This is a genomic window from Silvimonas soli (assembly GCF_030035605.1).
GTDB classification, from domain to species: domain Bacteria; phylum Pseudomonadota; class Gammaproteobacteria; order Burkholderiales; family Chitinibacteraceae; genus Silvimonas; species Silvimonas soli.
Genome location: NZ_CP106736.1, coordinates 3,162,840 through 3,183,880 on the forward strand (window position 1 = coordinate 3,162,840; position 21,041 = coordinate 3,183,880).

The 21,041-nt window shown below is 57.4% G+C and carries 19 protein-coding genes; 7 read left to right on the forward strand and 12 right to left on the reverse strand.

Annotated features, from left to right (window positions below; all coding sequences use genetic code 11):
- Positions 1–19 precede the first annotated feature (19 nt).
- The 3 genes from N7220_RS14575 to N7220_RS14585 all read right to left on the reverse strand — a co-directional run bounded on the left by N7220_RS14575 (position 20) and on the right by N7220_RS14585 (position 3,291).
- A complete protein-coding gene (locus N7220_RS14575; protein WP_283148245.1) occupies positions 20–589 on the reverse strand; it encodes a LemA family protein in 570 nt (189 codons plus the stop codon).
- Between the two features lie 192 nt (positions 590–781).
- Positions 782–1,843 (reverse strand): histidinol-phosphate transaminase, encoded by a 1,062-nt coding sequence (gene hisC, locus N7220_RS14580; RefSeq protein WP_283148246.1) that lies wholly within the window; start codon positions 1,841–1,843, stop codon positions 782–784.
- A gap of 248 nt (positions 1,844–2,091) precedes the next feature.
- Positions 2,092–3,291: a hypothetical protein gene (locus N7220_RS14585; protein ID WP_283148247.1), complete on the reverse strand. Its 1,200-nt coding sequence runs from the start codon at positions 3,289–3,291 to the stop codon at positions 2,092–2,094.
- Between the two features lie 342 nt (positions 3,292–3,633).
- Between N7220_RS14585 and dusB the strand changes: the two genes are divergently transcribed.
- The 5 genes from dusB (at position 3,634) to purD (ending at position 8,795) form a co-directional block, all read left to right on the forward strand.
- A complete protein-coding gene (dusB, locus tag N7220_RS14590; RefSeq protein ID WP_283148248.1) occupies positions 3,634–4,671 on the forward strand; it encodes a tRNA dihydrouridine synthase DusB in 1,038 nt (345 codons plus the stop codon).
- A 143-nt stretch (positions 4,672–4,814) separates the two neighbouring features.
- Positions 4,815–5,078 (forward strand): DNA-binding transcriptional regulator Fis, encoded by a 264-nt coding sequence (gene fis, locus N7220_RS14595; RefSeq protein WP_283148249.1) that lies wholly within the window; start codon positions 4,815–4,817, stop codon positions 5,076–5,078.
- 81 nt (positions 5,079–5,159) lie between these two features.
- The gene (gene purH / locus N7220_RS14600; RefSeq protein WP_283148250.1) at positions 5,160–6,722 is read left to right on the forward strand and encodes a bifunctional phosphoribosylaminoimidazolecarboxamide formyltransferase/IMP cyclohydrolase; all 1,563 of its coding nucleotides are present in this window, start codon (positions 5,160–5,162) and stop codon (positions 6,720–6,722) included.
- 295 nt (positions 6,723–7,017) lie between these two features.
- The gene (locus N7220_RS14605; protein WP_283148251.1) at positions 7,018–7,506 is read left to right on the forward strand and encodes a phospholipid:lipid A palmitoyltransferase; all 489 of its coding nucleotides are present in this window, start codon (positions 7,018–7,020) and stop codon (positions 7,504–7,506) included.
- Between the two features lie 14 nt (positions 7,507–7,520).
- Positions 7,521–8,795, forward strand: a complete 1,275-nt coding sequence (gene purD / locus N7220_RS14610) for a phosphoribosylamine--glycine ligase (protein WP_283148252.1) — start codon at positions 7,521–7,523, stop codon at positions 8,793–8,795.
- Between the two features lie 228 nt (positions 8,796–9,023).
- Here purD and hemF read toward each other — a convergent pair whose 3' ends face one another.
- From hemF to N7220_RS14650, 8 genes are all read right to left on the reverse strand, one after another.
- Positions 9,024–9,941 carry an oxygen-dependent coproporphyrinogen oxidase gene (gene hemF, locus N7220_RS14615; RefSeq protein ID WP_283148253.1) on the reverse strand — a complete coding sequence of 306 codons (918 nt, stop codon included), beginning with the start codon at positions 9,939–9,941 and terminating at the stop codon, positions 9,024–9,026.
- A gap of 144 nt (positions 9,942–10,085) precedes the next feature.
- Positions 10,086–10,466, reverse strand: a complete 381-nt coding sequence (panD, locus tag N7220_RS14620) for an aspartate 1-decarboxylase (protein WP_283148254.1) — start codon at positions 10,464–10,466, stop codon at positions 10,086–10,088.
- Between the two features lie 88 nt (positions 10,467–10,554).
- Positions 10,555–11,106, reverse strand: coding sequence for a hypothetical protein (locus N7220_RS14625; RefSeq protein ID WP_283148255.1), 552 nt, complete (start codon positions 11,104–11,106; stop codon positions 10,555–10,557).
- 19 nt (positions 11,107–11,125) lie between these two features.
- Entirely contained in the window at positions 11,126–12,985 is a 1,860-nt protein-coding gene (locus tag N7220_RS14630) for a ribonuclease catalytic domain-containing protein (RefSeq protein ID WP_283148256.1), read from the reverse strand.
- Positions 12,986–13,142: 157 nt separating this feature from the next.
- Entirely contained in the window at positions 13,143–14,219 is a 1,077-nt protein-coding gene (prfA, locus tag N7220_RS14635) for a peptide chain release factor 1 (protein WP_283148257.1), read from the reverse strand.
- On the reverse strand, positions 14,216–14,677 hold the full coding sequence (locus N7220_RS14640) for a GNAT family N-acetyltransferase (RefSeq protein WP_283148258.1): 462 nt from the start codon (positions 14,675–14,677) through the stop codon (positions 14,216–14,218). The genes prfA and N7220_RS14640 overlap by 4 nt, the downstream gene beginning before the upstream one ends.
- A gap of 5 nt (positions 14,678–14,682) precedes the next feature.
- Entirely contained in the window at positions 14,683–15,936 is a 1,254-nt protein-coding gene (gene hemA, locus N7220_RS14645; protein WP_283148259.1) for a glutamyl-tRNA reductase, read from the reverse strand.
- A 199-nt stretch (positions 15,937–16,135) separates the two neighbouring features.
- Positions 16,136–17,386 (reverse strand): ABC transporter substrate-binding protein, encoded by a 1,251-nt coding sequence (locus N7220_RS14650; protein ID WP_283148260.1) that lies wholly within the window; start codon positions 17,384–17,386, stop codon positions 16,136–16,138.
- Positions 17,387–17,677: 291 nt separating this feature from the next.
- On the opposite strand from N7220_RS14650, the gene gntR reads away from it, so the two are divergent.
- Positions 17,678–18,703 carry an HTH-type transcriptional regulator GntR gene (gntR, locus tag N7220_RS14655; RefSeq protein ID WP_283148261.1) on the forward strand — a complete coding sequence of 342 codons (1,026 nt, stop codon included), beginning with the start codon at positions 17,678–17,680 and terminating at the stop codon, positions 18,701–18,703.
- A gap of 78 nt (positions 18,704–18,781) precedes the next feature.
- Positions 18,782–19,198, forward strand: a complete 417-nt coding sequence (locus N7220_RS14660; RefSeq protein ID WP_283148262.1) for a hypothetical protein — start codon at positions 18,782–18,784, stop codon at positions 19,196–19,198.
- A gap of 68 nt (positions 19,199–19,266) precedes the next feature.
- Here N7220_RS14660 and feoB read toward each other — a convergent pair whose 3' ends face one another.
- The gene (gene feoB, locus N7220_RS14665; protein WP_283148263.1) at positions 19,267–21,039 is read right to left on the reverse strand and encodes a ferrous iron transport protein B; all 1,773 of its coding nucleotides are present in this window, start codon (positions 21,037–21,039) and stop codon (positions 19,267–19,269) included.
- Positions 21,040–21,041 lie beyond the last annotated feature (2 nt).

Below are 21,041 nucleotides of genomic sequence, written 5' to 3' on the forward strand. Positions count from 1 at the left end.
TTGTGAGTAGAGCGGGCGATCAGCGCTGAAACAACGCGCCAACCGAGACATCCTGCTTTTCGTGGGAATCAAATTCCAGCAATTGGGCTGGCTGAAAGTGGAACGCATTGGCGACGATGACATCGGGGAATTGTTCAATGCGCACGTTGTTGATGTTGACCGAGTCGTTGTAATACTCGCGCCGGTCAGCAATATCGTTTTCAAGTTGGGTAATACGCCCGGCCAGATTCTGAAACTGCATATTGGCGCGCAATTCCGGATAGGCCTCAACGGTGGCGTACAAAGAACCAAGACCGGTGCGCAATTGTTGCTCAGCAATGCCCAGCGCGGGGATATCGTGTTTCTCACGGGCTTGCGCTACACCGTTGCGCGCCAGCATGATTTTTTCCAGCGTTTCGCTTTCAAATTGCATGTAGTGCTTGCAGGTTTCCACCAGCTTGGGCAGTTCGTCATGCCGTTGCTTCAACAGCACGTCGATGTTGGACCAGGCCCGGCTAATGTTGTGTTTGAGTGCGACGAGGTTGTTGTAAAGCATCACAAAGTACACCAGTACAACTGCGATCAGTGCGAAGAAGATAATGAGCGGCATTCGGGTTTTTCCGTATGATCGTTTTTTGCGAACCTTAGCCTTCGCCGCCGGATGCCGCAAGCGCGGCGCTTGGGGTGTCGCCAAATTGGGACTAGGCTTGAAACGGAACGCGCAAACGTGCCATGCGGCGCATTAAAAAAACCGATCCCGCTGTAAGTCGGGATCGGTTTTGGCGTAATTTGCAAAGCTGGTTTATTGGGCGATGATCTGCTGCAAGGCGTCTACCAGCGCTTCGCATTCGGCATCGGTACCAATGCTGATCCGCAAATACTGGTTAATCCGCTCTTGCTTGAAGTGACGCACCAGAATTGCCTTGGCCCGCAGGTTGGCGGCCAGCGTTGCTGCATCGTGTTGCGGATGCCGGGCAAAGATGAAATTGGCGGCTGAAGGCAGTACGTCAAAACCAAGCAGATTCAATCCGGCGACCAGCTTTTCCCGCGTATCAATTACGCCCTGACAAGTGCGGCGGAAGTAGCTCTCGTCCTCAATTGCCGCAACCGAACCGGCAATCGCCAGTCGGTCCAGCGGATAGCTGTTAAAGCTGTTCTTGACCCGGTCCAGCGCCTCGATCAGCTCTGGATGACCCACCGCAAAACCCACGCGCAGCCCAGCCAGCGAGCGCGACTTGGACAAGGTGTGAATCACCAGCAAGTTTGGATAGCGCTTGATCAGCGGGATCACCGTTTCGCCGCCGAAGTCCACATAGGCCTCATCCACCACCACCACGACATCTGGATGCGCTTGCAACAGCAATTCGATTTCGGCGGTACTCAACAAAATGCCGGTGGGCGCATTGGGATTGGCAATGATGATTGCACCGCATTCCTGGTCGTAATCGGCCAGGCGAATGCGCATGTTTTCATCCAGCGGCACGACGCGGTGCTTCACGCCATACAGGCTGCAATAGGTCGGATAAAACGAATAGGTGATATCCGCGAACAGCAGTGGTTTCTCATGATTGAGCAGTGCCATGAACACATGAGCCAGCACCTCGTCCGAGCCATTGCCGACGAACACCTCATTGGCCGCAATGCCGTGATACGCCGCAATGGTCTGCTTGAGGCGATCAGCATTCGGGTCCGGATACAGGCGCAACGTATCGGCGGTTTCGGCCTTGATGGCTTCCAGCACACGGGGCGACGGTCCGAACGGGTTTTCGTTGGTGTTGAGCTTGATCAGGTTGGTGATCTTGGGTTGCTCACCCGGCACATACGGGGTGAGCGTTTGGACGATGGGACTCCAGAAGCGGCTCATGGTGTGTCAACAAGGGGGAGGTTGTTTGAGGGGTAATCGTATCATGAGGAGGTGGTTTTTTTGGTGCGAGGGGATTCCTGGATACGCGGGCAACCAGCATGGTTAAGCGGACTAAACAGAAAAACTGTACTTAATTAGCGCCTTTGGCACGGATGTGAAAGGCGTTTGATACCCGGGGGGGCCGGGGTATCAAACGCTTTTAAACCCCGTGCCGAAGGCACTCAAGCTTTTACAGGCCACAGCCACACTCACTTCCGCGCCTTCAAAACTCCGCGCAACCCAGCCAACGCACCACCTCGCAACATCCCGTAATTATAGAAACCAACATGCTCAATCCCTTGCCCACGCAAGCCGTCCAGTGCAGCCCCGGTTTGGGCACCATCGCCCAGATCTGGAACCCCTGGCCGCAGAATGCCGCGTACGCGGCTGGCGTCACCCACGCGGCGCACGGTGTCGACGGCGTCGGCAACAACGCGACCAGCATCAGGCTCGTAGAACGGTACTTCGATACCATCGGCAGCAAAGGCCAGCGCTTTCAGGTCGCTGCCTTCCAGCCAGGTTTGCGCGGTGGGGCGTTGCACGGTGGGGATGACGTATAGCGCCACTTCTGCGGGGATTTCGCTGCGGATGCGGGCGACCAGTTGCGTCACGTAGTTCTGGCGCATGCGAATAAACGCCGCCAGTTCCTGGTCTTCCAGCAGATCGGCGGTGAGCCACGCGCCGGCTTGATCTGCAGCGGCATCGGCGGGGCTGGCGAGGTAACCATCTACCCGTGTGCGAATACGGCTGGCCAGTCCGGCGGCATCAATGCCTTGCTGGCGCGCATTGCTCTGGCAGGCATCGCAAAAACACAGGCCGAGCATGGTATCCAGCCACAAATTGCTGCGAACCTGCGCAAATTCGTGATGGTAGCCGTGGGCGAAGGGCGTCCAGCCAGGCGACTCCAGCGTCAAACTTTGCCATGGCAGCGTGCGGGCCAGGTCGTTGCTCAGGTCGACGGCGTAATCAGCCAGCGCCGGTTGCATCGGGCAGGGCGCGTACACATAGCCATCGCCCCACGCGTTTTTCACCGTCAACTCCGGGTGAGCTTCACCCAGGCGGGTGTTGTGGAACAGCACAGTCCACGCCGACAAAGGTAAACGGCCATCGCTGGCCAGGTCATAGGCCACCTGGCGCATGGCGGCGCTGGAGTGCGGCTTGGGCTGGATCGCCCGGTAGCGGCTGGGCTGCGGGTTGAAGTAAACGGTGCCGTCTTCCGGGAAATACACCTTGCCCGGCCCGCTAACACGTGGGCGCAGGAATTTGCCGGCGTGATAACTGGTCGCCAGGCTCAGGCCATCTACGCCCAGATCGAGAATTTCATCCACAGTGCTGCGGGTGTCGCGTCCGGCCAGGTCCCAGGCGTAGGCGTACAGAGAGTGGCGGGCGGCGGGGCGGCGTTGGCTCATGGCAGGTTGTACTCAATTCGGCAGGTGGGCGGGCATGACTTGATTGCACGTGAGTCATGTTTCGTGGCGATTTTGAACCGCAATTTCGGCCGTTGCGTAAATAAACGTTACAAATGATTTTATGCGAGGCGTAAGGCAGGGCTGTGAGCTGCTGGCTGGCGCACGAAAAGTGTTTCCTGCCAAACGGTTGAGACATCCTGGTAGAGGGGGTCTGGGCAGACTGCATTCAGGCTGGATATATGCCGTATATGCGACTGTACTGCTATGCCGTTGACGCACTTTCGGTTGCCCAAAATTTAAGCAGGCGGTAGAATTCCGGCCTTTTCTGCGACCGCGGTTCCTATGCAGATCGGCCCTTTTTCCTTACAAAACAATCTGTTCGTTGCGCCCATGGCGGGGGTGACGGATCGGCCATTTCGCCAGTTATGTCGCCATTTCGGGGCCGGTTATGCCGTGTCCGAGATGATTACGGCCAATAACGCGCTGTGGAGTAACGAAAAAACCCGCCGCCGGATGGATCATGCGGGCGAACCTGGTCCTATTGCCGTGCAGATTGCAGGTTCTGATCCGGCCATGATGGCGCAGGCGGCCAAATTAAACGTAGAACTGGGCGCGCAGATTATCGATATCAACATGGGCTGCCCGGCCAAGAAGGTATGCAACAAACTGGCGGGTTCGGCTCTGTTGAAAGACGAAGCGCTGGTGGGCGAGATTCTGGACGCGGTGGTTGCTGCGGTAGATGTGCCGGTGACGCTGAAAACCCGGTTGGGTTTTTGCAACGGTGAAGAGAATGTTTTACGCGTGGCCGAGCGGGCGCAATCGGCTGGTATTGCGGCCTTGGCGTTGCATGGCCGCACGCGGGAAGACATGTACAACGGCGCAGCCCGCTATGAGCTGATCCGTGAAGTGAAGCACATGCTGCGCATACCGGTGATTGCCAATGGCGACATCGATACGCCACAAAAGGCGAAAGCCGTACTTGAGGCCACCGGGGCCGATGCCATCATGATCGGCCGGGCCGCGCAGGGGCGGCCGTGGATGTTCCGCGAAATTGCACATTATCTGGCGACCGGCGACATGTTGCCGCCGCCGCAGGTTGTTGAAATTCGTAGTGTTTTATTACAACACCTTGACGAGCTTTACACGTTTTATGGTGAGTATTCCGGTTGCCGCATTGCCCGCAAGCATATCGCCTGGTATACCAAGGGTTTGCACGACGGCAACGCGTTTCGGCAAGCCATGTACCAACTGGATTCGACCAGCGCACAGCATGCTGCCGTACAGCACTATTTTGATGGTTTGGCTTCACTGGGCGAGCGCCTGATTTATGAGGTGGCCGTATCAGATCAGGATGGCAAGGACGATTTGCAGGCAGCATGAGTCGATAGCAAGGCAAGCAGACAAGGGTGGTCGGCGATAAGGCGCCGACCCAACGCCGCACTATCAAATCGGCAGTCCGCACAAACAACACACAATCAAGCCCCGAGCGACAAGACTTAGGGGTAGTTTCAGGGAAAGCAATAATGAACCAGCCAGCAACTTGCGTAATTACGCAGGATGAAGATCCCATCGCCGAGTCGATCAGGGCCTCGCTTGCACAATATTTTGAGGATCTGGACGGTGAGGCGCCGTGCGCGTTGTACGACATGGTGCTCGCCCGCGTGGAAAAACCCTTGCTGGAGCTGGTGCTGACCCACGTTGCCGGAAACCAGACTCGTGCCGCCGAGGTGCTGGGGATCAATCGCAATACGCTGCGCAAAAAATTACAGACGTACGACATGCTTTAACAGTCGTATCGCTAGTACGGTTCCACTGTGTTTTGTTTTTAGTGATTTACACCCCCTCTTGGGCATCAGGAAAAAACAGCAATGACCACCATCAAGCGCGCGCTGATCAGCGTCTCCGACAAAACCGGTGTTCTGGAATTTGCACAAGCCCTGGCGGGCTTTGGCGTTCAGATCCTTTCTACCGGCGGCACAGCCAAACTGCTGGCAGACAACAATGTGCCAGTGACAGAAGTCGCCGATTACACCGGTTTTCCCGAAATGCTGGATGGTCGCGTCAAGACGCTGCATCCCAAGATTCACGGCGGCATTCTGGGTCGTCGTGATCTGCCCGCTCATGTGGCCAAAATGGCTGAACACGACATCGGCAATATCGATCTGGTGTGCGTGAACCTGTACCCGTTCGAAGCGACCATCGCCCGTCCGGATTGCACCTTTGAAGATGCCATCGAAAACATCGACATCGGTGGTCCGGCCATGGTCCGTTCCGCTGCCAAGAACCACGCACACGTGGCGATTGTGACCGACGCCGAAGATTACGCCCCGCTGGTTGCCGAACTGAAAGCCGGTAACGGTAGCTTGAGCCTGGCCACCCGCATCAATCTGGCCAAGAAAGCGTTCAGCCATACCGCGGCCTACGATGGTGCAATCTCCAATTACCTGACCGCGCTGGCCGCCAATGGCGAAAAGAAAGTGTGGCCAGATCGGCTGAACCTGCAATTCGCCAAAGTGCAAGACATGCGTTACGGCGAGAACCCGCACCAAGCGGCTGCCTTCTACCGCGATCTGGACCCGGCTGCCGGTAGCCTGGCGAGTTATCACCAGTTCCAGGGCAAAGAACTTTCGTACAACAACATTGCGGATTCCGATGCAGCGTGGGAAGCCGTCAAGCAGTTTGAAGAGCCGGCATGTGTCATCGTCAAGCACGCCAACCCGTGCGGCGTGGCAGTTGGCGCAGATACTTTCTCGGCCTATCGCCTGGCTTTTGCCACCGACACGACTTCGGCTTTCGGCGGGATCATCGCCTTCAACCGTGAAGTGGACGGCGACACCGTACAAGCTGTTGCAGCTCAGTTCCTGGAAGTATTGATCGCGCCAGCCTATACCGCTGAAGCGCTGGCGTTGTTGGCCAAGAAGCCGAATGTGCGTGTTTTGTCGGTGCCAATCGAAAACGGTGCCAACCGATTTGACGTCAAGCGCGTTGGTGGTGGGTTGCTGGTGCAAACACCGGATGTCCATGCCCTGACCCTGGCTGATCTGAAAGTCGTGACCAAAAAGGCCCCGACTGATGCGCAACTGAAAGACATGCTGTTTGCATGGCGTGTTGCCAAGTTTGTGAAATCCAACGCGATTGTGTTCTGCGGCAAGGGCCAGACACTGGGTATTGGCGCAGGTCAGATGAGCCGTGTGGATTCGACCAAAATCGCTGCCATCAAGGCACGCAGCGCCGGTCTGGAACTGCGTGGTTCGGTGGCCGCGTCTGATGCGTTCTTCCCGTTCCGTGATGGCGTTGATGTCATTGCCGAAAACGGCGTGGCCGCGATCATCCAGCCGGGCGGTTCGGTGCGTGACGAAGAAGTCATCGCCGCCGCAGATGAGCATGGCATTGCAATGGTGCTCACCGGCATCCGTCATTTCCGCCATTAATCTGGCGCGTTGTATTGCGCAGTACCTTTGAAAGGTCTGAGCCGACAACCGCCGCAATGCGCGTTGTCCGGCTCAGACAGAGCAGGTGGTCCGCCATGAACTGCGGCTTGCTTGCTCGTGCGGTAATTGTCTGGCCACTTTTTTGGGGTCGTGGCTCGCGGTAGCATCTTTGCCACGGGCTTATGTCGCGCCGCACCATTTAATAACCAACAAACTATTTCTCATGAAAAAAACGCTTGCTGCCTTGACCTTTAGTCTGATCGCGCCTTTTGCGTCAGCCATAGATTGCACTGGAATGGGGAGTTGGTTAAATCAAGCCTGTGCGCACGTTTCCGATGTAGCCCAGAATGGCAAATCGGACATTTATGTTTCGGGTTACACCTGGCATGATCCAAGCAAATACACCGAAGAAAAGCTTAACGCACTGAACCAGTGGGGCTGGGGCGGCGGTTACGGCAAGCACGTGGTGGACGAAAACGGCAACGAAGATCTGGTGCTGGGTATGATCTTCTCGGATTCGCACAAGAACCCGGAACTGATGGTTGGCTACGCCGGCCTGTGGTTTACCGATCCGGTGCTGGGTGGTTTGTCGCTGGGTGGCGGGTATACGGTGGGGCTGACCTCACGTCGCGATATTTTTGGCGGCATCCCGTTCCCGATCGTGCTGCCGGTGGCGGTAATCCGCTATCGCCAGGTATCGGTTATGGGTACGTTTATTCCCAGCATGGGTGGCGTTAACAATGGCAACGTGGCGTTCTTTTTTAGTCGCTACGAATTCGAATAATCGGGAAATACAGAATGAATGTTCTTGTAATTGGCAATGGTGGTCGTGAGCACGCGCTGGCCTGGAAGCTGTCGCAATCGTCGCGCGTGGGCAAGGTTTTTGTCGCACCGGGCAATGCTGGCACTGCGCTGGAACACAACCTGACTAACGTGCCAATCACCGACATTGAGGTGTTGCTGGCCTTTGCCAAGCGCGAGCAAGTGCAACTGACCGTAGTCGGCCCGGAAGCGCCGCTGTCCAAAGGTGTTGTCGATGCCTTTCGCAAAGGCGGCATGAAGATTTTCGGGCCAAGCAAAGCGGCGGCCCAACTGGAAAGCTCCAAGGATTTCGCCAAGGCGTTCATGAAGCGCCACGGCATCCCGACTGCCGAATACGAAACCTTTGCCGATGCCACCAAGGCTCATGCTTATATTGATGCCAAAGGCGCGCCGATCGTGATCAAGGCTGATGGCTTGGCTGCAGGCAAGGGTGTAGTGGTTGCCATGACGCTGGCCGAAGCGCATGAAGCCGTCGACGCCATGTTGTCGGACAACAAGCTGGGTGACGCCGGTGCCCGCGTGGTCATCGAAGAGTTTTTGACTGGCGAAGAAGCCAGTTTCATCGTCATGGTGGATGGCAAGAATGTGCTGGCGCTGGCTTCCAGCCAGGATCACAAACGCCTGAAAGACGGCGACGAAGGCCCCAATACCGGTGGCATGGGCGCATACAGCCCGGCGCCCGTGGTGACACCAGAAATCCATGCCCGCGCCATGCGCGAGGTGATTCTGCCCACCGTGCAAGGTATGGCGCGCGATGGCATTGTCTATACCGGTTTTCTGTATGCCGGTTTGATGATCAGCCCCGATGGCTCCATCAAAACCCTGGAATTCAACTGCCGCATGGGCGATCCAGAAACCCAGCCGATCATGCTGCGCTTGAAGAGCGATCTGGTTGATCTGGTCGAGCACGCGGTTGAAGGCACGCTGGACCAAGCCGAGGTGGAATGGGATCGTCGCGTGGCGCTGGGCGTGGTGATGGCCTCGGCCAATTATCCGGATGCCCCGCGCACCGGCGACGTGATCTCTGGCTTGCCAGCTGAAACTGACGATGGCCACGTATTCCACGCCGGCACCACGTTAAACGCCGAAGGCCAGCCAATGACCAGCGGTGGCCGCGTGCTGTGTGTGACCGCGTTTGGTGAGACCTTCAAAGCCGCGCAAAAACGTGCCTACGAATTGATGTCGGGTATTCAGTTTGATGGTGCGCAGCACCGCACTGATATTGGCTGGCGCGCTATCAGCCGCAAGTAGTCGGGTTTTGATCGGAATTGGCGAGTTTGCGCCACCAATAAAAACAGGCCGTTTAGACGGCCTTTTTTTTATGCCACGTCATGCAGATGTATGTAGCCCGGATGAAGCGCAAGGGGGAATCCGGGGGCGATGTTAACCAAACCAGGGCTGGGTGGCTTGTTGAGGCATCGCAACCCCGGATTCCCGCTACGCTCCATCCGGGCTACGGGGTTTGCGTTTGATGCCGGCCTACGCTGCGGTTGGTCCCAACCCCAGCCAATCCCGTGCAGTGAGGAAGTCCGTTTGCAAGCGCGCTTCTGGCGAATCTACCGGCGGTTGCCAGTCATAACGCCATTTCACAATCGGCGGCATCGACATCAAGATTGATTCGGTACGCCCGCCCGACTGCAGGCCAAACAGCGTGCCACGATCCCACACCAGGTTGAACTCGACATAACGGCCGCGGCGGTAGGCTTGCCAGTCGCGTTCCCGTTCGCCGTATTGATACTCGCGGCGGCGTTCCACAATCGGCACGTAAGCCTCAAGGAACGCGTCACCTACCGCGCGGATAAAGGCAGAACCGCCCTCAAAACCCAGTTCGGACAAATCATCAAAGAACAACCCACCAATGCCACGCGGTTCGTTGCGATGTTTGAGGAAGAAATACTTGTCGCACCAGGCTTTGTATTTGGGGTAGTAGTCCGGCCCGAATGCCGCAACGGCGTCGTGGCAGGTTTGATGGAAGTGGTGGGCGTCTTCCTCAAAGCCGTAGTAAGGCGTCAGATCCATGCCGCCACCAAACCAGAACACATCTTCCTGGCCCTCGGCGTAGGCCCGGAACAGCCGCACATTCATGTGGACCGTGGGCACATAAGGGTTGCGCGGGTGAATAACCAGCGATACGCCCATGGCTTCCCAGGCGCGACCAACCAGGTCCGGGCGATGCGCGGTGGCGGAGGGCGGCAGTGTCTTGCCCAATACGTGCGAGAAATTGACGCCACCGCGTTCAATCAAACCGCCATCTTCCACCAGCCGTGAAATACCGCCACCGCCTTCTTCGCGATCCCATTGATCATGGCGGAAGGTGTGGCCATCCAGGTTTTCCAGCGTGGCGACAATGTTTTGTTGTAGCGACAAGAGATAGTCGCGAACCTGGCTAGCGGACATGGTCAGTTCCAGAATGTTGAGAGGGGCATATTACGACAAGCCTGATCGGTAATCGACCCAAGCGGTTTGAGGTCAGGCCAAAAGCAAAAGCCCCGCTGCGGGAACGGGGCTTCAGATGATGCTTGAACCAGCGATCAAGGTCGCTCAGTTTTCTTGCGTGGGCGTGCCGTGCTTGATGCTGGCGATCTTGTTCTGCGCATCCACAAACACCAGTGACGGGTTGTGGTTGGCCAGTTCGGCTTCGTCATACTGGGCAAAGGTGGCGATGATCAGCAGATCGCCCACTTGCGCCTGGCGAGCCGCAGAACCATTCAGCGAAATGATGCCGGAACCGCGCGCACCCTTGATGGCGTAGGTAGAGAAGCGCGCACCGTTGTTGATGTTCCAGATGGTGACTTCTTCAAACTCGCGCACATTGGCCGCGTCCAGCAAGTCTTCATCGATGGCACACGATCCTTCGTAATGCAGTTCGGAATGCGTGGCGGTAACGCGATGAATCTTGGACTTGAGCATGCTGCGGTACATGAAATAACTCCGACATCACTTGTGAGGCTGCGATTATAAGTCGCAAATATTGCGCTGCGCATTGGCAGTTTCAGACATTTCGGGCGAATCAGCCGCGATACACCAGGCATTCATCCAGCAAAAACTCGCCAGGGCCGGGCCGGGCGTTCAGCGCGATCCGGTCAAATGCCAATTGCCGGCCATCCACCTTCACCCACGCCGGAATCACTTTGCCCTGATAGCTGCCAACGCTTTCATCGGCGCGAATGACTTCGCGCGGAGTCGGTGCTGCCGGAGCCGGGATGGTGTCGGTGGTTTCGGTTTTGGCTTCGTTGGCGCGTGCCTGTTCGGCTTCGCGCTCGCGCGCCTGCACCGGCAAATTGCGCAGGAACCAGCTGAACAGAAATTCCGGCATCACCACACGCGTGACACGTTTGTGATTGTCGATGCGACAAGCAACGCCAAAGGTTTCACCACACTTGGGACATTGTGCCTTGGCGGCGATGGCCAGACTGTCGTCCAGCAAACGCGCCACGCCCATCATGTCTTTGGCATTGAGCATGTGTCCGCAACGCACGCAGGGCTTGGAAAACTGCCGGATCTGCTCGCCATTGGCAAAGCGGATCGGCAGGTAGCGGTTGAGCGGTCTTTTCTGTTGCATGTTGGTTCGGTTCCCGGTCTTACATCGTGGCCAGACGGCAATCCAGATTCAATTCCAGCCAGTCTGTCTTGAGGCGTTGTAGTACGACTGTGGAACCTGCCGGTAATTCCGGCAGACCTGGCACGCGCAGTACCAACGGCATGCCGTCGACGCGAACCAGGTTCTCTTTGATGATGGAACCGGAGAATTCCTTGATGTTTTCCTGCTCCATATAGCGCAGGCACCAGTAACGCTCCATCTTGTCCTGGAAGTCCGCATAGGCCGCATAGGCGGTATCGAACGAACCAATGGCCGCAAACAGCTCGGCATCGTTTTTCTGAAAGCGCGGCTTGGTACCGTTGATCATCGCGATCAGTTGCTGCTGGTTCACAAAGTCCACCGCCCGGCGCAGCGGCGAAGAAGACCATGCGTAATATTCAACACCCAGACCGATATGCGGGCCTGGTTGTGTAGTCATGCGTACACGACCGTTGTTCTGTACCCGATAGATTGCGGCAATCTCGGCTTCTTTCAAATCCTTGCCCCACTGGCTGTTCACCAGGATCATCATCTCGGCCACCAGTTTGTCCATTGGTGAGCCGCGTTTGCGGGGCAGAATGCGCACGCGTTTTTCGCCGTTTTCCAGCGTATCCACGTAGAAGCTGTAATCAATGCGCACCGGCGCATTCGGGTCATCGGCGCGACCACGACGGCCTTCCATTTCACCAGCCAGACGCCACATGAAGGTCAGCTCGGCCTTCCACGGGAAGTCCGGGCCGTCTTGCTTGCCGGCAGTCAATTCATTGAAATGTGCTTCGATCTGATCGTGACGCAGGTTGGCGGCAATCGGCACCAGTTCCACGACAGAGCGGTGCGAAAGAATGTCGAACCCGGGCGAAACTTCCAGATACATCGACACGGCAGGACGAGGGGCGGCACCTTCTTGCAGCGTAAACACTTGCACGGCGGCATCGGGCAGCATGGTGATCTTGTCGCCGGGAAAATACACGGTCGACAGACGATCAAACACTTGCTTGTCCAGTTCGCTGTCTGGCGCAATGCCCAAAACTGGCGCAGCGATGTGGATCCCCACTTGCCAGTTGCCATTGGGCAGCTTGACCAGGCTGAGCGCATCGTCGATTTCAGTGGTGGTGACGTCATCAATCGAGAACGCCTGCACCTTGGCCAGCGGCAGATCGGTCGGCGTCACCACCGGTTCGGTCATCACCGCATCGCGGCCCTTGGGGAAGGTTTCCAGCAAGAAGCCTTGCAGGAAGTAATCCGCCACATCGGGGATAGCGCCGACGTTTTGCAGCAAACGCGTGGCATTGGTGTGCAGCGCATCGGCAGCCTGAGCCAATGCCTTGTATTCGATGGTGTTTTTGTCCGGGCGATGCAGCAGCTTGGGCAGAACCGGCAAAAACGCTTCTGGCAATTTGCCGGCAGCCAGTTCGGCTTGCCAGGCGGCCATTTGCTCGGCTTCGCGCTGCTTGCGTACCAGCCCGGCCAGTGCAGCTTTCAGGTTGTCTTCCGGCGCGGCTTTGTAGCGGCCTTTGCCTTTCTTGTAGAAGTACATCGGCGAAGCGGCAATGCGCAGTACCACGGCGATCTGCGCGGCAGCGGAAGGGTTGGCGCCGAAGTATTCTGCGGCCAGTTCTTCAAAGCCAAACTCGTGCTCACCGCATGTTTCCCACAAGAGATCGATATCGATCTCGGTACTCAATTGCTCGGCTTGTACCAGGATTTCATCCAGGCCGGGGCGCTCGAACTTGAGCAGCACATTGCCGCCCTTGACCTTGCTGCGCTTGCCGCGCACGTCTTCTACCATCAGGCTCGCTGGCTGCGATTCCTTGACCGTGGCGACCTTGAAGCCACCGTCTTCTTCATAAAAAACGTGCATGAACTACCCTTCCTGGAAAGCACGCGATTATATACTAAATCGCCATGTTGCCCTGACCGGATTCGTTTTAAAAATCAACGATCAGCAGCGTAAAAAGACTAAACGGCACACCCGCGAGCGCGCCGTTTTTTGTATGAGATGCCGCTCGGCAGCGAGGTTATTCCGCCAGTTGGGCCAGCAGTTCGGCCTGTTGCTCGTTGGACAGCGCCTGGGTCAGTTCTTCAAGATCGCCGTCCATGATCGAATCCAGCTTGTAGAGCGTGAGATTGATGCGGTGGTCGGTCATGCGGCCCTGCGGAAAGTTATATGTGCGGATGCGCTCGGAGCGGTCGCCGCTGCCGACCAGACTTTTACGCGTGGCGGCTTCTTTGGCGTGGCGTTCGCGGTCTTGCGCGTCTTTGATGCGTGCCGCCAGCACGGCCAGCGCACGGGCTTTGTTCTTGTGCTGACTACGGTCGTCCTGGCATTCCACCACAATTCCGGTGGGCAAGTGGGTGACGCGCACGGCCGAGTCGGTTTTGTTGATGTGCTGCCCGCCCGCGCCCGAAGCGCGGAAGGTGTCGATACGCAGATCAGCAGGGTTGATGTTGACCTCTTCGGCCTCATCCGCCTCTGGCATTACCGCCACGGTACACGCGGAAGTATGAATCCGGCCTTGGGTTTCGGTTACCGGTACGCGCTGCACGCGGTGGCCGCCACTCTCGAATTTCAGCCGTGAATACGCGCCAAAGCCGACGATGCGGGCGATGATTTCCTTGTAGCCACCCAGGTCGGATTCGCTGGCGGACATGATCTCCACCTGCCAACGGTTGCGCTCGGCAAAGCGGCTGTACATGCGGAACAGATCGGCCGAGAACAGTGCCGATTCATCGCCACCGGTACCGGCGCGGATTTCCAGAAAAATATTGCGCTCGTCGTTCGGGTCTTTGGGCAGCAAGGCTTTTTGCAGGTCCAGCTCCAGCGTTTCCAGCTTTTGCTTGCCGTCTTTGATCTCTTCCTCGGCCATTTCTTTCATGTCCGGGTCGGTCAGCATGTCTTGCGCCGCGGCGATATCGGCTTCGATCTGGTTGAATTGGTGATACAGCGCCACCACCGGCTCCAGCTCGGCGTGCTCACGGGTGAGCTTGCGATACTGGTTCATATCGCGCGTGGCTTCTTCCGAAGCCAGCAGCGCGCCGACTTCTTCCAGCCGGTCAGCCAGTTGTGCCAGTTTGGCGAGAATCGAAGGTTTCATTGTTTGTACGGGTCCGTATTTAACCGTTCCAGATAACGCTCGGGACGGGCCGCTGGTTTCCAGCCAAATTGTTCATAAAGGCCGTGCGCGTCGGCGGTAAACAGCATCCAGCGGCGCAAGCCTTGCAAGTCCGGATGAGTGTGTATGCATTGCAGCAGCCATTTGGACAAACCCTGGCCACGATGTTCGGTATCGATAAACACGTCGCCCAGATAGCCAATGGTGGCGCCGTCGGTAATCACGCGGGCAAAACCCACCAAGCGCTCGCCCTCGTAAATGCCAAAGCACAAGGCACCTTGCACCGAGCGATGGAATGTCTCGAATGGCATACCTTTGGCCCAATAGGACTGGCGGCCAATAAAGTCATAAGCGGTTTCAAGGTTGAGATTCAGGCGCGCAGGGTCGGTGTCGACCTCAAACGCGCCCTGTTGCCAACGGGCGGTCTGAAAGTGGGACATCACAGCTATTCCTCGTCGTGCAGGCGAAAAAGGCGGCGGGCGGCCACGACCAGCGCGGCTTGCTCCTCACCAGAGGCGGCATTCAGTGAAGCGAGTGGGGCGTGCAGAAATTTGGCGGATAGCTGTGCGGTGAGTTTTTCCAGCACTTCTTCCGGATTGTCGCCTGCGGCCAGGCGTTTCTTGGCGCGGGCCAGTTCGTTACGGGCGGCGCGGTCGGCGTTGTCGCGCAAATCGCGAATGGTGGGCACCAGTTCGCGGCTGGCCAGCCAGTGATTGAACTCGCTCACGTGGTCAGAGATCAACGCTTCGGCGGCGACCACTTCGCCCTGGCGCGCATGCACGCCTTGGCGGACCACTTCGGATAGATCGTCCACTGTGTAGAGGTAGACATCGGCCAGCTCGGCGGCTTCAGGCTCCACATCACGTGGCACGGCCAGATCAACGATGAAAATGGGGCGATGTTTGCGCAGTTTGATGGCGCGCTCGATCATGCCTTTACCTATCACCGGCAGCGGCGAGGCAGTGGAGCTGACCACGATATCGAACTCATGCAGGCGCTCGGCCAGATCAGTCAGCAACATGGCGTCGCCGCCATGTTCTTGTGCCAGCCGTTCGCCGCGTTCGAGGGTGCGATTGGCCACAGCGATTCGGGCAGGCTTTTGCGCGGCAAAATAAGTGGCGCACAGTTCGATCATCTCGCCCGCGCCCACAAATAACACTTTGCATTCGCCCACTGACGGAAAAATGCGTTCGGCCAATTTGACCGCCGCTGCAGCCATTGAAACAGATGCCGAACCAATACGCGTTTGTGTGCGCACATCTTTGGCGACCTGAAACGCGCGCTGGAACAAGCCATTGAGCAGCACACCCATGCTGCCCGATTCACGCGCCTGGCGTTCCGCGTCTTTCAGTTGCCCCAGAATCTGGGTTTCGCCCAGCACCATTGAATCGAGCCCGGCTGCCACGCGAAAAGCATGTTTGGCGGCATCCTGGCCGGAATGCAGATAAAGATAGCTGCCCAACTCATCCGGATTGCGGCCGCGATTGGCGGCGTACCAGTCCAGCAACGCCTTGCCATCATGGGCGTTGCAATAGAGTTCGGTGCGATTACAGGTGGAGATGATGGCCGCTTCCATGACGCCAGGTTGCGCCACGAGGCCTGGCAGCGCGGTCTGCAATTCGGTCGGCGAGAAGGCAAGCCGCTCCCGCACCGATAGCGGAGCGGTTTCGTGATTGACGCCGAGTACGAGCAGATTCATCGCTGCAGAAGAAATTCAAAACAGCCGATTATACCGTGATTGGGGGTGTTTGCTTACGACGATTGCCGAATGGCTGGCAGATCAAGAGCTTGGCTTGGCCGCCGGTATGGCGCCATGCGGCGCAAATGAATGGTTACGGACAGGAGGCCCGGCCACTTGGAGTAGTAGCCAGGCCAATTTCCCTCAAGTCGGTCAGTGCTTATTTGGTCTGCGCCGCAGCGGCAATTTTCTCAGCGGCCATTTGCGCAGTCATGCTGTCGTCGTTCCAGAATTGGGCGGCCACATCATAGATGGCACCTTCCACTGCGGGCGAGATTGCCATGTCATGAGCCCATGACGGTACCAGCGTGCCCTTGGCTGCTGCGGCTTTGAAGTCGGCTGCGGATTTTTTTCCGCACTCGTCAAACTTGCTCAAGTCCATACCCTGACGCGCCGGGATCGACCCCTTGTATAGATTGAAGACTTCCTGGAATTTCGGGCTCATCAGCAACTGGGCCAGGTCTTTCTGACCCTTTTGCGCATCCTTGTCTTTGAGCTTGAAGAAGGCAAACGAATCTACGTTAAAGGTATACGAGCCCGCACTGCCCGGCGCCGCCACGCACAGGTAATCCTTGCCCGCTTGTTTACCCGCTACCGTGAACTCGCCTTTGGCCCAGTCCCCCATAAACTGCATGCCGGCCTTGCCGTTGATAACCATGGCGGTGGCCAGGTTCCAGTCACGACCATTGGCGGCCTTGTCGGTGTACGGCTTGATGCGTTTGTAGGTTTCCAGCACTTTGATCATGGTGACGCTCTTGAGCGAGGCTTGATCCAGCTTCACAAACGCCTTTTTGTAAAAGTCCGCGCCACCCACACCCAAGGCGACGCTTTCCAGCAATTCGGCCTCTTGCCAGGATTGCCCACCAATGGCTACGGCGGTGACGCCGGACTTTTGCAAGGCATCGGCCGTCTTGAAGAATTCGTCCCAGGTGGTCGGGACTTTGGCGTTGGCTTTCTTGAGTACATCGGCGTTGATCCACAGCCAGTTCACACGGTGCACGTTGACTGGGGCCGCCACATATTGACCCTTGTACTTCATGACATTCGCCACCACCGGCGGCAGGACTTTGTCCCAGTTGTCGGCCTTGGCCACATCATCAATCGACACCAGTACGCCCTGATCGCCCCATTCCTGAATGGCCGGGCCTTTCAACTGTGCTGCCGCAGGCGGGTTGCCAGAGACCACGCGGGTTTTCAGCGCAGTCATGGCGTTTTCACCCGCACCACCGGCTACGGCAAAGTCTTTCCATTTGTCGCCCTTGGCTTCGAGCATGGTTTTTAGTTCGCCCGCTGCTTTGGCTTCGCCGCCGGATGTCCAGTAATGCAGCACTTCCACTTCGGCCGCTTGCGCCGCCAACGCGCTCACGCCAAAGACAGCGGCAGCACACAAGGTCAGTCTCAGGTTCAACATGATCGATCTCCAGAATGAAGTGTATGGACCGCGATTGTTTTCGCAGCCCGACAGTGGCGCCAGCGCAGGTCGTGGGATGGCTTTGGTTGTTGGTGCGGGGCAAATGTTGTCAGATTTTCATGACTACATTGCGAGTAATGTTAACGTTAACAGAGGAGGGTGTCACAATAAATGAATACCCCGATAGAGCGAGCCTCTGCGGGGTGACGCCGGAAAAATCCGGTATCCTGAAAGGATTCAAACATGGACATCCGGACAACCAGCCCCGGATGTTGAGTAGCAAAAAGCACCATGCCGCGTAAACCCAGTCAAAAAACCGCTCGCGCCGCGACCTTGCATGATGTGGCCGCCAAAGTGGGCGTAAGTGCGATTACCGTGTCGCGTGCGCTGAACGCGCCCGATCTGGTCTCGGAAAAAGTGCGCACGCAAATCCTCGCCACCGTGGATGAACTTGGCTACGTGCCCAATCGCTCGGCCCGCACGCTGGTGTCCTCGCGCTCGCATACGGTGGCGGTGCTGATTCCGTCGTTATCCAACACCGTATTTATCGACACGTTGGCGGGTATCAATGAAGTGCTTGATCCGCGTGGTTATCAGATATTGATTGGCAACACTGCCTATGACGACGAGAAAGAAGAGCGCCTGCTGCGCACTTATCTATCGCACAAGCCGGACGGGGTGCTGCTGACCGGCACGCGGCAACAGGCGCAAATGCGCGCGCAGCTGGCGCGCCTCGGCATTCCGGCGGTGCATATGATGGAGCTGGACCCCAGTAATGAGCGCTTGTGTGTGGGGTTCTCGCAAGAAGAAGCAGGGCGGCAGATCACCGAACATTTGCTGGCACGGGGTTATCGGCATATCGCCTTCTTTGGCGCACGGCTTGATCCACGTGTGATGCAGCGGCTGGATGGTTATCGCAAAGCGCTGCAAGCGGCGGGTTGTTATACGCAGGAACTGGAATATCTGAATCCGCGCCCATCCCGCATTGGCCTTGGCGTGGAAATGCTGGATGTGTTGCGCCGTGAGCACCCGGAGTGCGATGCCGTGTTTTGCTGCAATGATGACTTGGCGCTAGGTGTGCTTACAGGGTGCCAACGCACCGGCATCGCCGTGCCGTCGCAACTGGCCGTGACCGGGTTCAATGATCTGGAAGGGGCTGCTTGGGCGACGCCCACACTGACCAGTGTACGAACACCGCGATATCGGGTTGGTCTGGAGGCCGCCAAGTTGTTGCTGCAACTCATGGATGGCAACGCTCCGCCAGCACAACGGCAACTGGACTTGGGTTTTGAACTGCAATTACGTGGCAGTAGCTGACGTGTGATTCACATGCAGTGACTGTGCCAGCGAGCAAACGCAGACTGGTTCTCGAATGTTTTATTTTCCTGGCAAGACATGGATCGCCTGAACGAACTCCCGATCAATACGGATATCCCGCCCTATGGTGCGGATGATCAAACCGAGCAAAGCTGGCGCTGGTTGCAGGCTGTGGGGCAACTGGTGGCCGCCGAACTGGTACAACAACCGCGCGGTACGCTGGCGCTGGTAGAAGAAACTGACTGCGTTTACTGGGTGTTGGCGCTGGGAGAACAAGTTTATCTGGCAACCGCGCCGATCCACGACGGCGAAATCATGTTGCAACATGGCGCGTTGTTGCAGGGTTTGATTGGTGTCAGCGTGGAAGAACTGGTTTATCGGCGGATGGCGCTTGAGAACTGGTTGCTGGCTCAGCCAACCATGCGCATCGGCGAGCCCAAGCGCTTGCAACTGTGGAGCGAAGTGCCCAAACAGGGCGAGTGGGATAGCAATTGAAGATGTCGATAAGGTGGATTGGCTATGCCGAATCCACCTTGCGAATTTTCTCGCCTGACAAGCAAGCGTTACAACCAGCCAGTCACCAAGCGCGTGCCTTGGTAAAACACAAAGCACAGCACCCATGCCAGTCCTAGCGACCAGACCACCGACCCCGCCGTGAACCAGGCGCTTTTCGATTCTTTATGCATGGTGGCAACCGTTGCCACGCAGGGCACGTAGATCAGGGTGAACAGCATGAACGAGATCGCCGAAACCGGGTCCATACTGCCTGCCAGATGATGCGCCAGTGCATCGCCCTGCACCCCGGTAATGACCGACAGCGCGCCCAGAACGACCTCCTTGGCGACAAAACCAAAAATCAACGCAATCGACATTTCGGAATGAATGCCAATCGGCGTCAGGACTGGCTCTAGCACGTTGGCAATCATCCCCGCATAGCTGGCGTGTTCCGATGGGTAATGGGTAAGGAACCACACCAGCAATACCCCAACCACAATCATGGTCGAAGCCATGCGCAGGAAAGAACGGGTTTCGCCCCAGCCGCGAGCGCGAATCTGCCTTAGCAACGGCATGCGGAACGGTGGCAATTCCAGTGCAAAAGGCTCGCTGGAGGCAAAGCGTTTGCGGAAGACCCAGGCCGAACCGAGCGCGATGACGATGCTCGCTAGATACAACCCTAGCAACACCCACGGCGCCTGCGTTGGCGTGAACAGCGCCGAAGATAGAAACAGAAAAATCTGCAACCGCGCTGAACACAACGAGAACGGAATAGTGAGCATGGTCAGCTTGCGCGCGTTGGGATCGCGGATCACCCGCGTGCCCATCAACGCGGGCACGTTGCAGCCAAAGCCCATCAGCAGCATGACAAAACCACGGCCATCCAGCCCCAGGCGGCTCATCAGGCCATCCATCATGAAGGCGGCGCGGGCAAAATAGCCGGAGTCTTCAATGATCGCCATCAGCGAGAAAAACAGGAAGATCAGCGGGGCAAAGGTCAGCACCGTGCCCGCGCCGTCGAACAGCCCGTCGAGCAAGGCGCCGCGTACAAATTCGGGCGCACCGGCGAGTGCGGGTTCCAGCCAGGTGTGTTTGATCCAGTCCATGCCGCTGCCCAATGCATCCTGGAGCGGAGAACCAATGGCAAAGGTGAGCTGAAACAAGATGAACATCATCAAGATAAATAGTGGCAAACCAAGCGCCGGGTGCAGAATCCAGCGGTCCAGTTTCTCGGTCATGCTCGCCGGCATGGTCGGCGGACGGGAGACAAAGGCATGATGCAGCCGGGTTTCTTCGGCATGGAATGCCGTAGCCGCTTGCAGGCTGGAGAAATCAAGCTGGATATCGCCGTTCAGCGCAATGTGCTGGCTGATGGCGGTTTTCAGTTCTGGCACGCCCTGGCCCAGTTTGGCCGAGATCGGCAATACCGGGCAGCCCAGTTGGGCCGATAGCCTGGCGTAGTCGATGACGATGCCCGCGCGTTTGGCTTCGTCCGTCATATTGAGCGCGACAATCATCGGCGCGCCCAGGGCTTTCAATTGCAAAGCCAGTGCGAGTTGGCGATCCAGTTGGGTGGCGTTCAGCAGCACCACAATGGCGCTCAGTTCGGTATTGGCCAGAAACGCCTGCGCTACGCGTTCGTCTTCAGCGCCGCCTGATAAATCATAAATACCCGGTAGATCGACCAGTTGCACCATGCTGCCGCCCAGCAAAATACGATGCGTGGCCAGTTCAACCGTGAGCCCCGGCCAGTTGGCGACGCGGGCATTGCCACCGGTGATACGGTTGAATAGTGTGGATTTGCCGGTGTTTGGCATGCCAACGAGCGCGATCCGTTTCATGA

Excerpts from the sequence above, each read along its gene's own strand:
- N7220_RS14575 (WP_283148245.1), bottom strand. The coding sequence starts at position 589 with ATGCCGCTCATTATCTTCTTCGCACTGATCGCAGTTGTACTGGTGTAC.
- hisC (WP_283148246.1), bottom strand. The coding sequence starts at position 1,843 with ATGAGCCGCTTCTGGAGTCCCATCGTCCAAACGCTCACCCCGTATGTG.
- N7220_RS14585 (WP_283148247.1), bottom strand. The coding sequence starts at position 3,291 with ATGAGCCAACGCCGCCCCGCCGCCCGCCACTCTCTGTACGCCTACGCC.
- dusB (WP_283148248.1), top strand. The coding sequence starts at position 3,634 with ATGCAGATCGGCCCTTTTTCCTTACAAAACAATCTGTTCGTTGCGCCC.
- fis (WP_283148249.1), top strand. The coding sequence starts at position 4,815 with ATGAACCAGCCAGCAACTTGCGTAATTACGCAGGATGAAGATCCCATC.
- purH (WP_283148250.1), top strand. The coding sequence starts at position 5,160 with ATGACCACCATCAAGCGCGCGCTGATCAGCGTCTCCGACAAAACCGGT.
- N7220_RS14605 (WP_283148251.1), top strand. The coding sequence starts at position 7,018 with ATGGGGAGTTGGTTAAATCAAGCCTGTGCGCACGTTTCCGATGTAGCC.
- purD (WP_283148252.1), top strand. The coding sequence starts at position 7,521 with ATGAATGTTCTTGTAATTGGCAATGGTGGTCGTGAGCACGCGCTGGCC.
- hemF (WP_283148253.1), bottom strand. The coding sequence starts at position 9,941 with ATGTCCGCTAGCCAGGTTCGCGACTATCTCTTGTCGCTACAACAAAAC.
- panD (WP_283148254.1), bottom strand. The coding sequence starts at position 10,466 with ATGTACCGCAGCATGCTCAAGTCCAAGATTCATCGCGTTACCGCCACG.
- N7220_RS14625 (WP_283148255.1), bottom strand. The coding sequence starts at position 11,106 with ATGCAACAGAAAAGACCGCTCAACCGCTACCTGCCGATCCGCTTTGCC.
- N7220_RS14630 (WP_283148256.1), bottom strand. The coding sequence starts at position 12,985 with ATGCACGTTTTTTATGAAGAAGACGGTGGCTTCAAGGTCGCCACGGTC.
- prfA (WP_283148257.1), bottom strand. The coding sequence starts at position 14,219 with ATGAAACCTTCGATTCTCGCCAAACTGGCACAACTGGCTGACCGGCTG.
- N7220_RS14640 (WP_283148258.1), bottom strand. The coding sequence starts at position 14,677 with ATGTCCCACTTTCAGACCGCCCGTTGGCAACAGGGCGCGTTTGAGGTC.
- hemA (WP_283148259.1), bottom strand. The coding sequence starts at position 15,936 with ATGAATCTGCTCGTACTCGGCGTCAATCACGAAACCGCTCCGCTATCG.
- N7220_RS14650 (WP_283148260.1), bottom strand. The coding sequence starts at position 17,386 with ATGTTGAACCTGAGACTGACCTTGTGTGCTGCCGCTGTCTTTGGCGTG.
- gntR (WP_283148261.1), top strand. The coding sequence starts at position 17,678 with ATGCCGCGTAAACCCAGTCAAAAAACCGCTCGCGCCGCGACCTTGCAT.
- N7220_RS14660 (WP_283148262.1), top strand. The coding sequence starts at position 18,782 with ATGGATCGCCTGAACGAACTCCCGATCAATACGGATATCCCGCCCTAT.
- feoB (WP_283148263.1), bottom strand. The coding sequence starts at position 21,039 with ATGAAACGGATCGCGCTCGTTGGCATGCCAAACACCGGCAAATCCACA.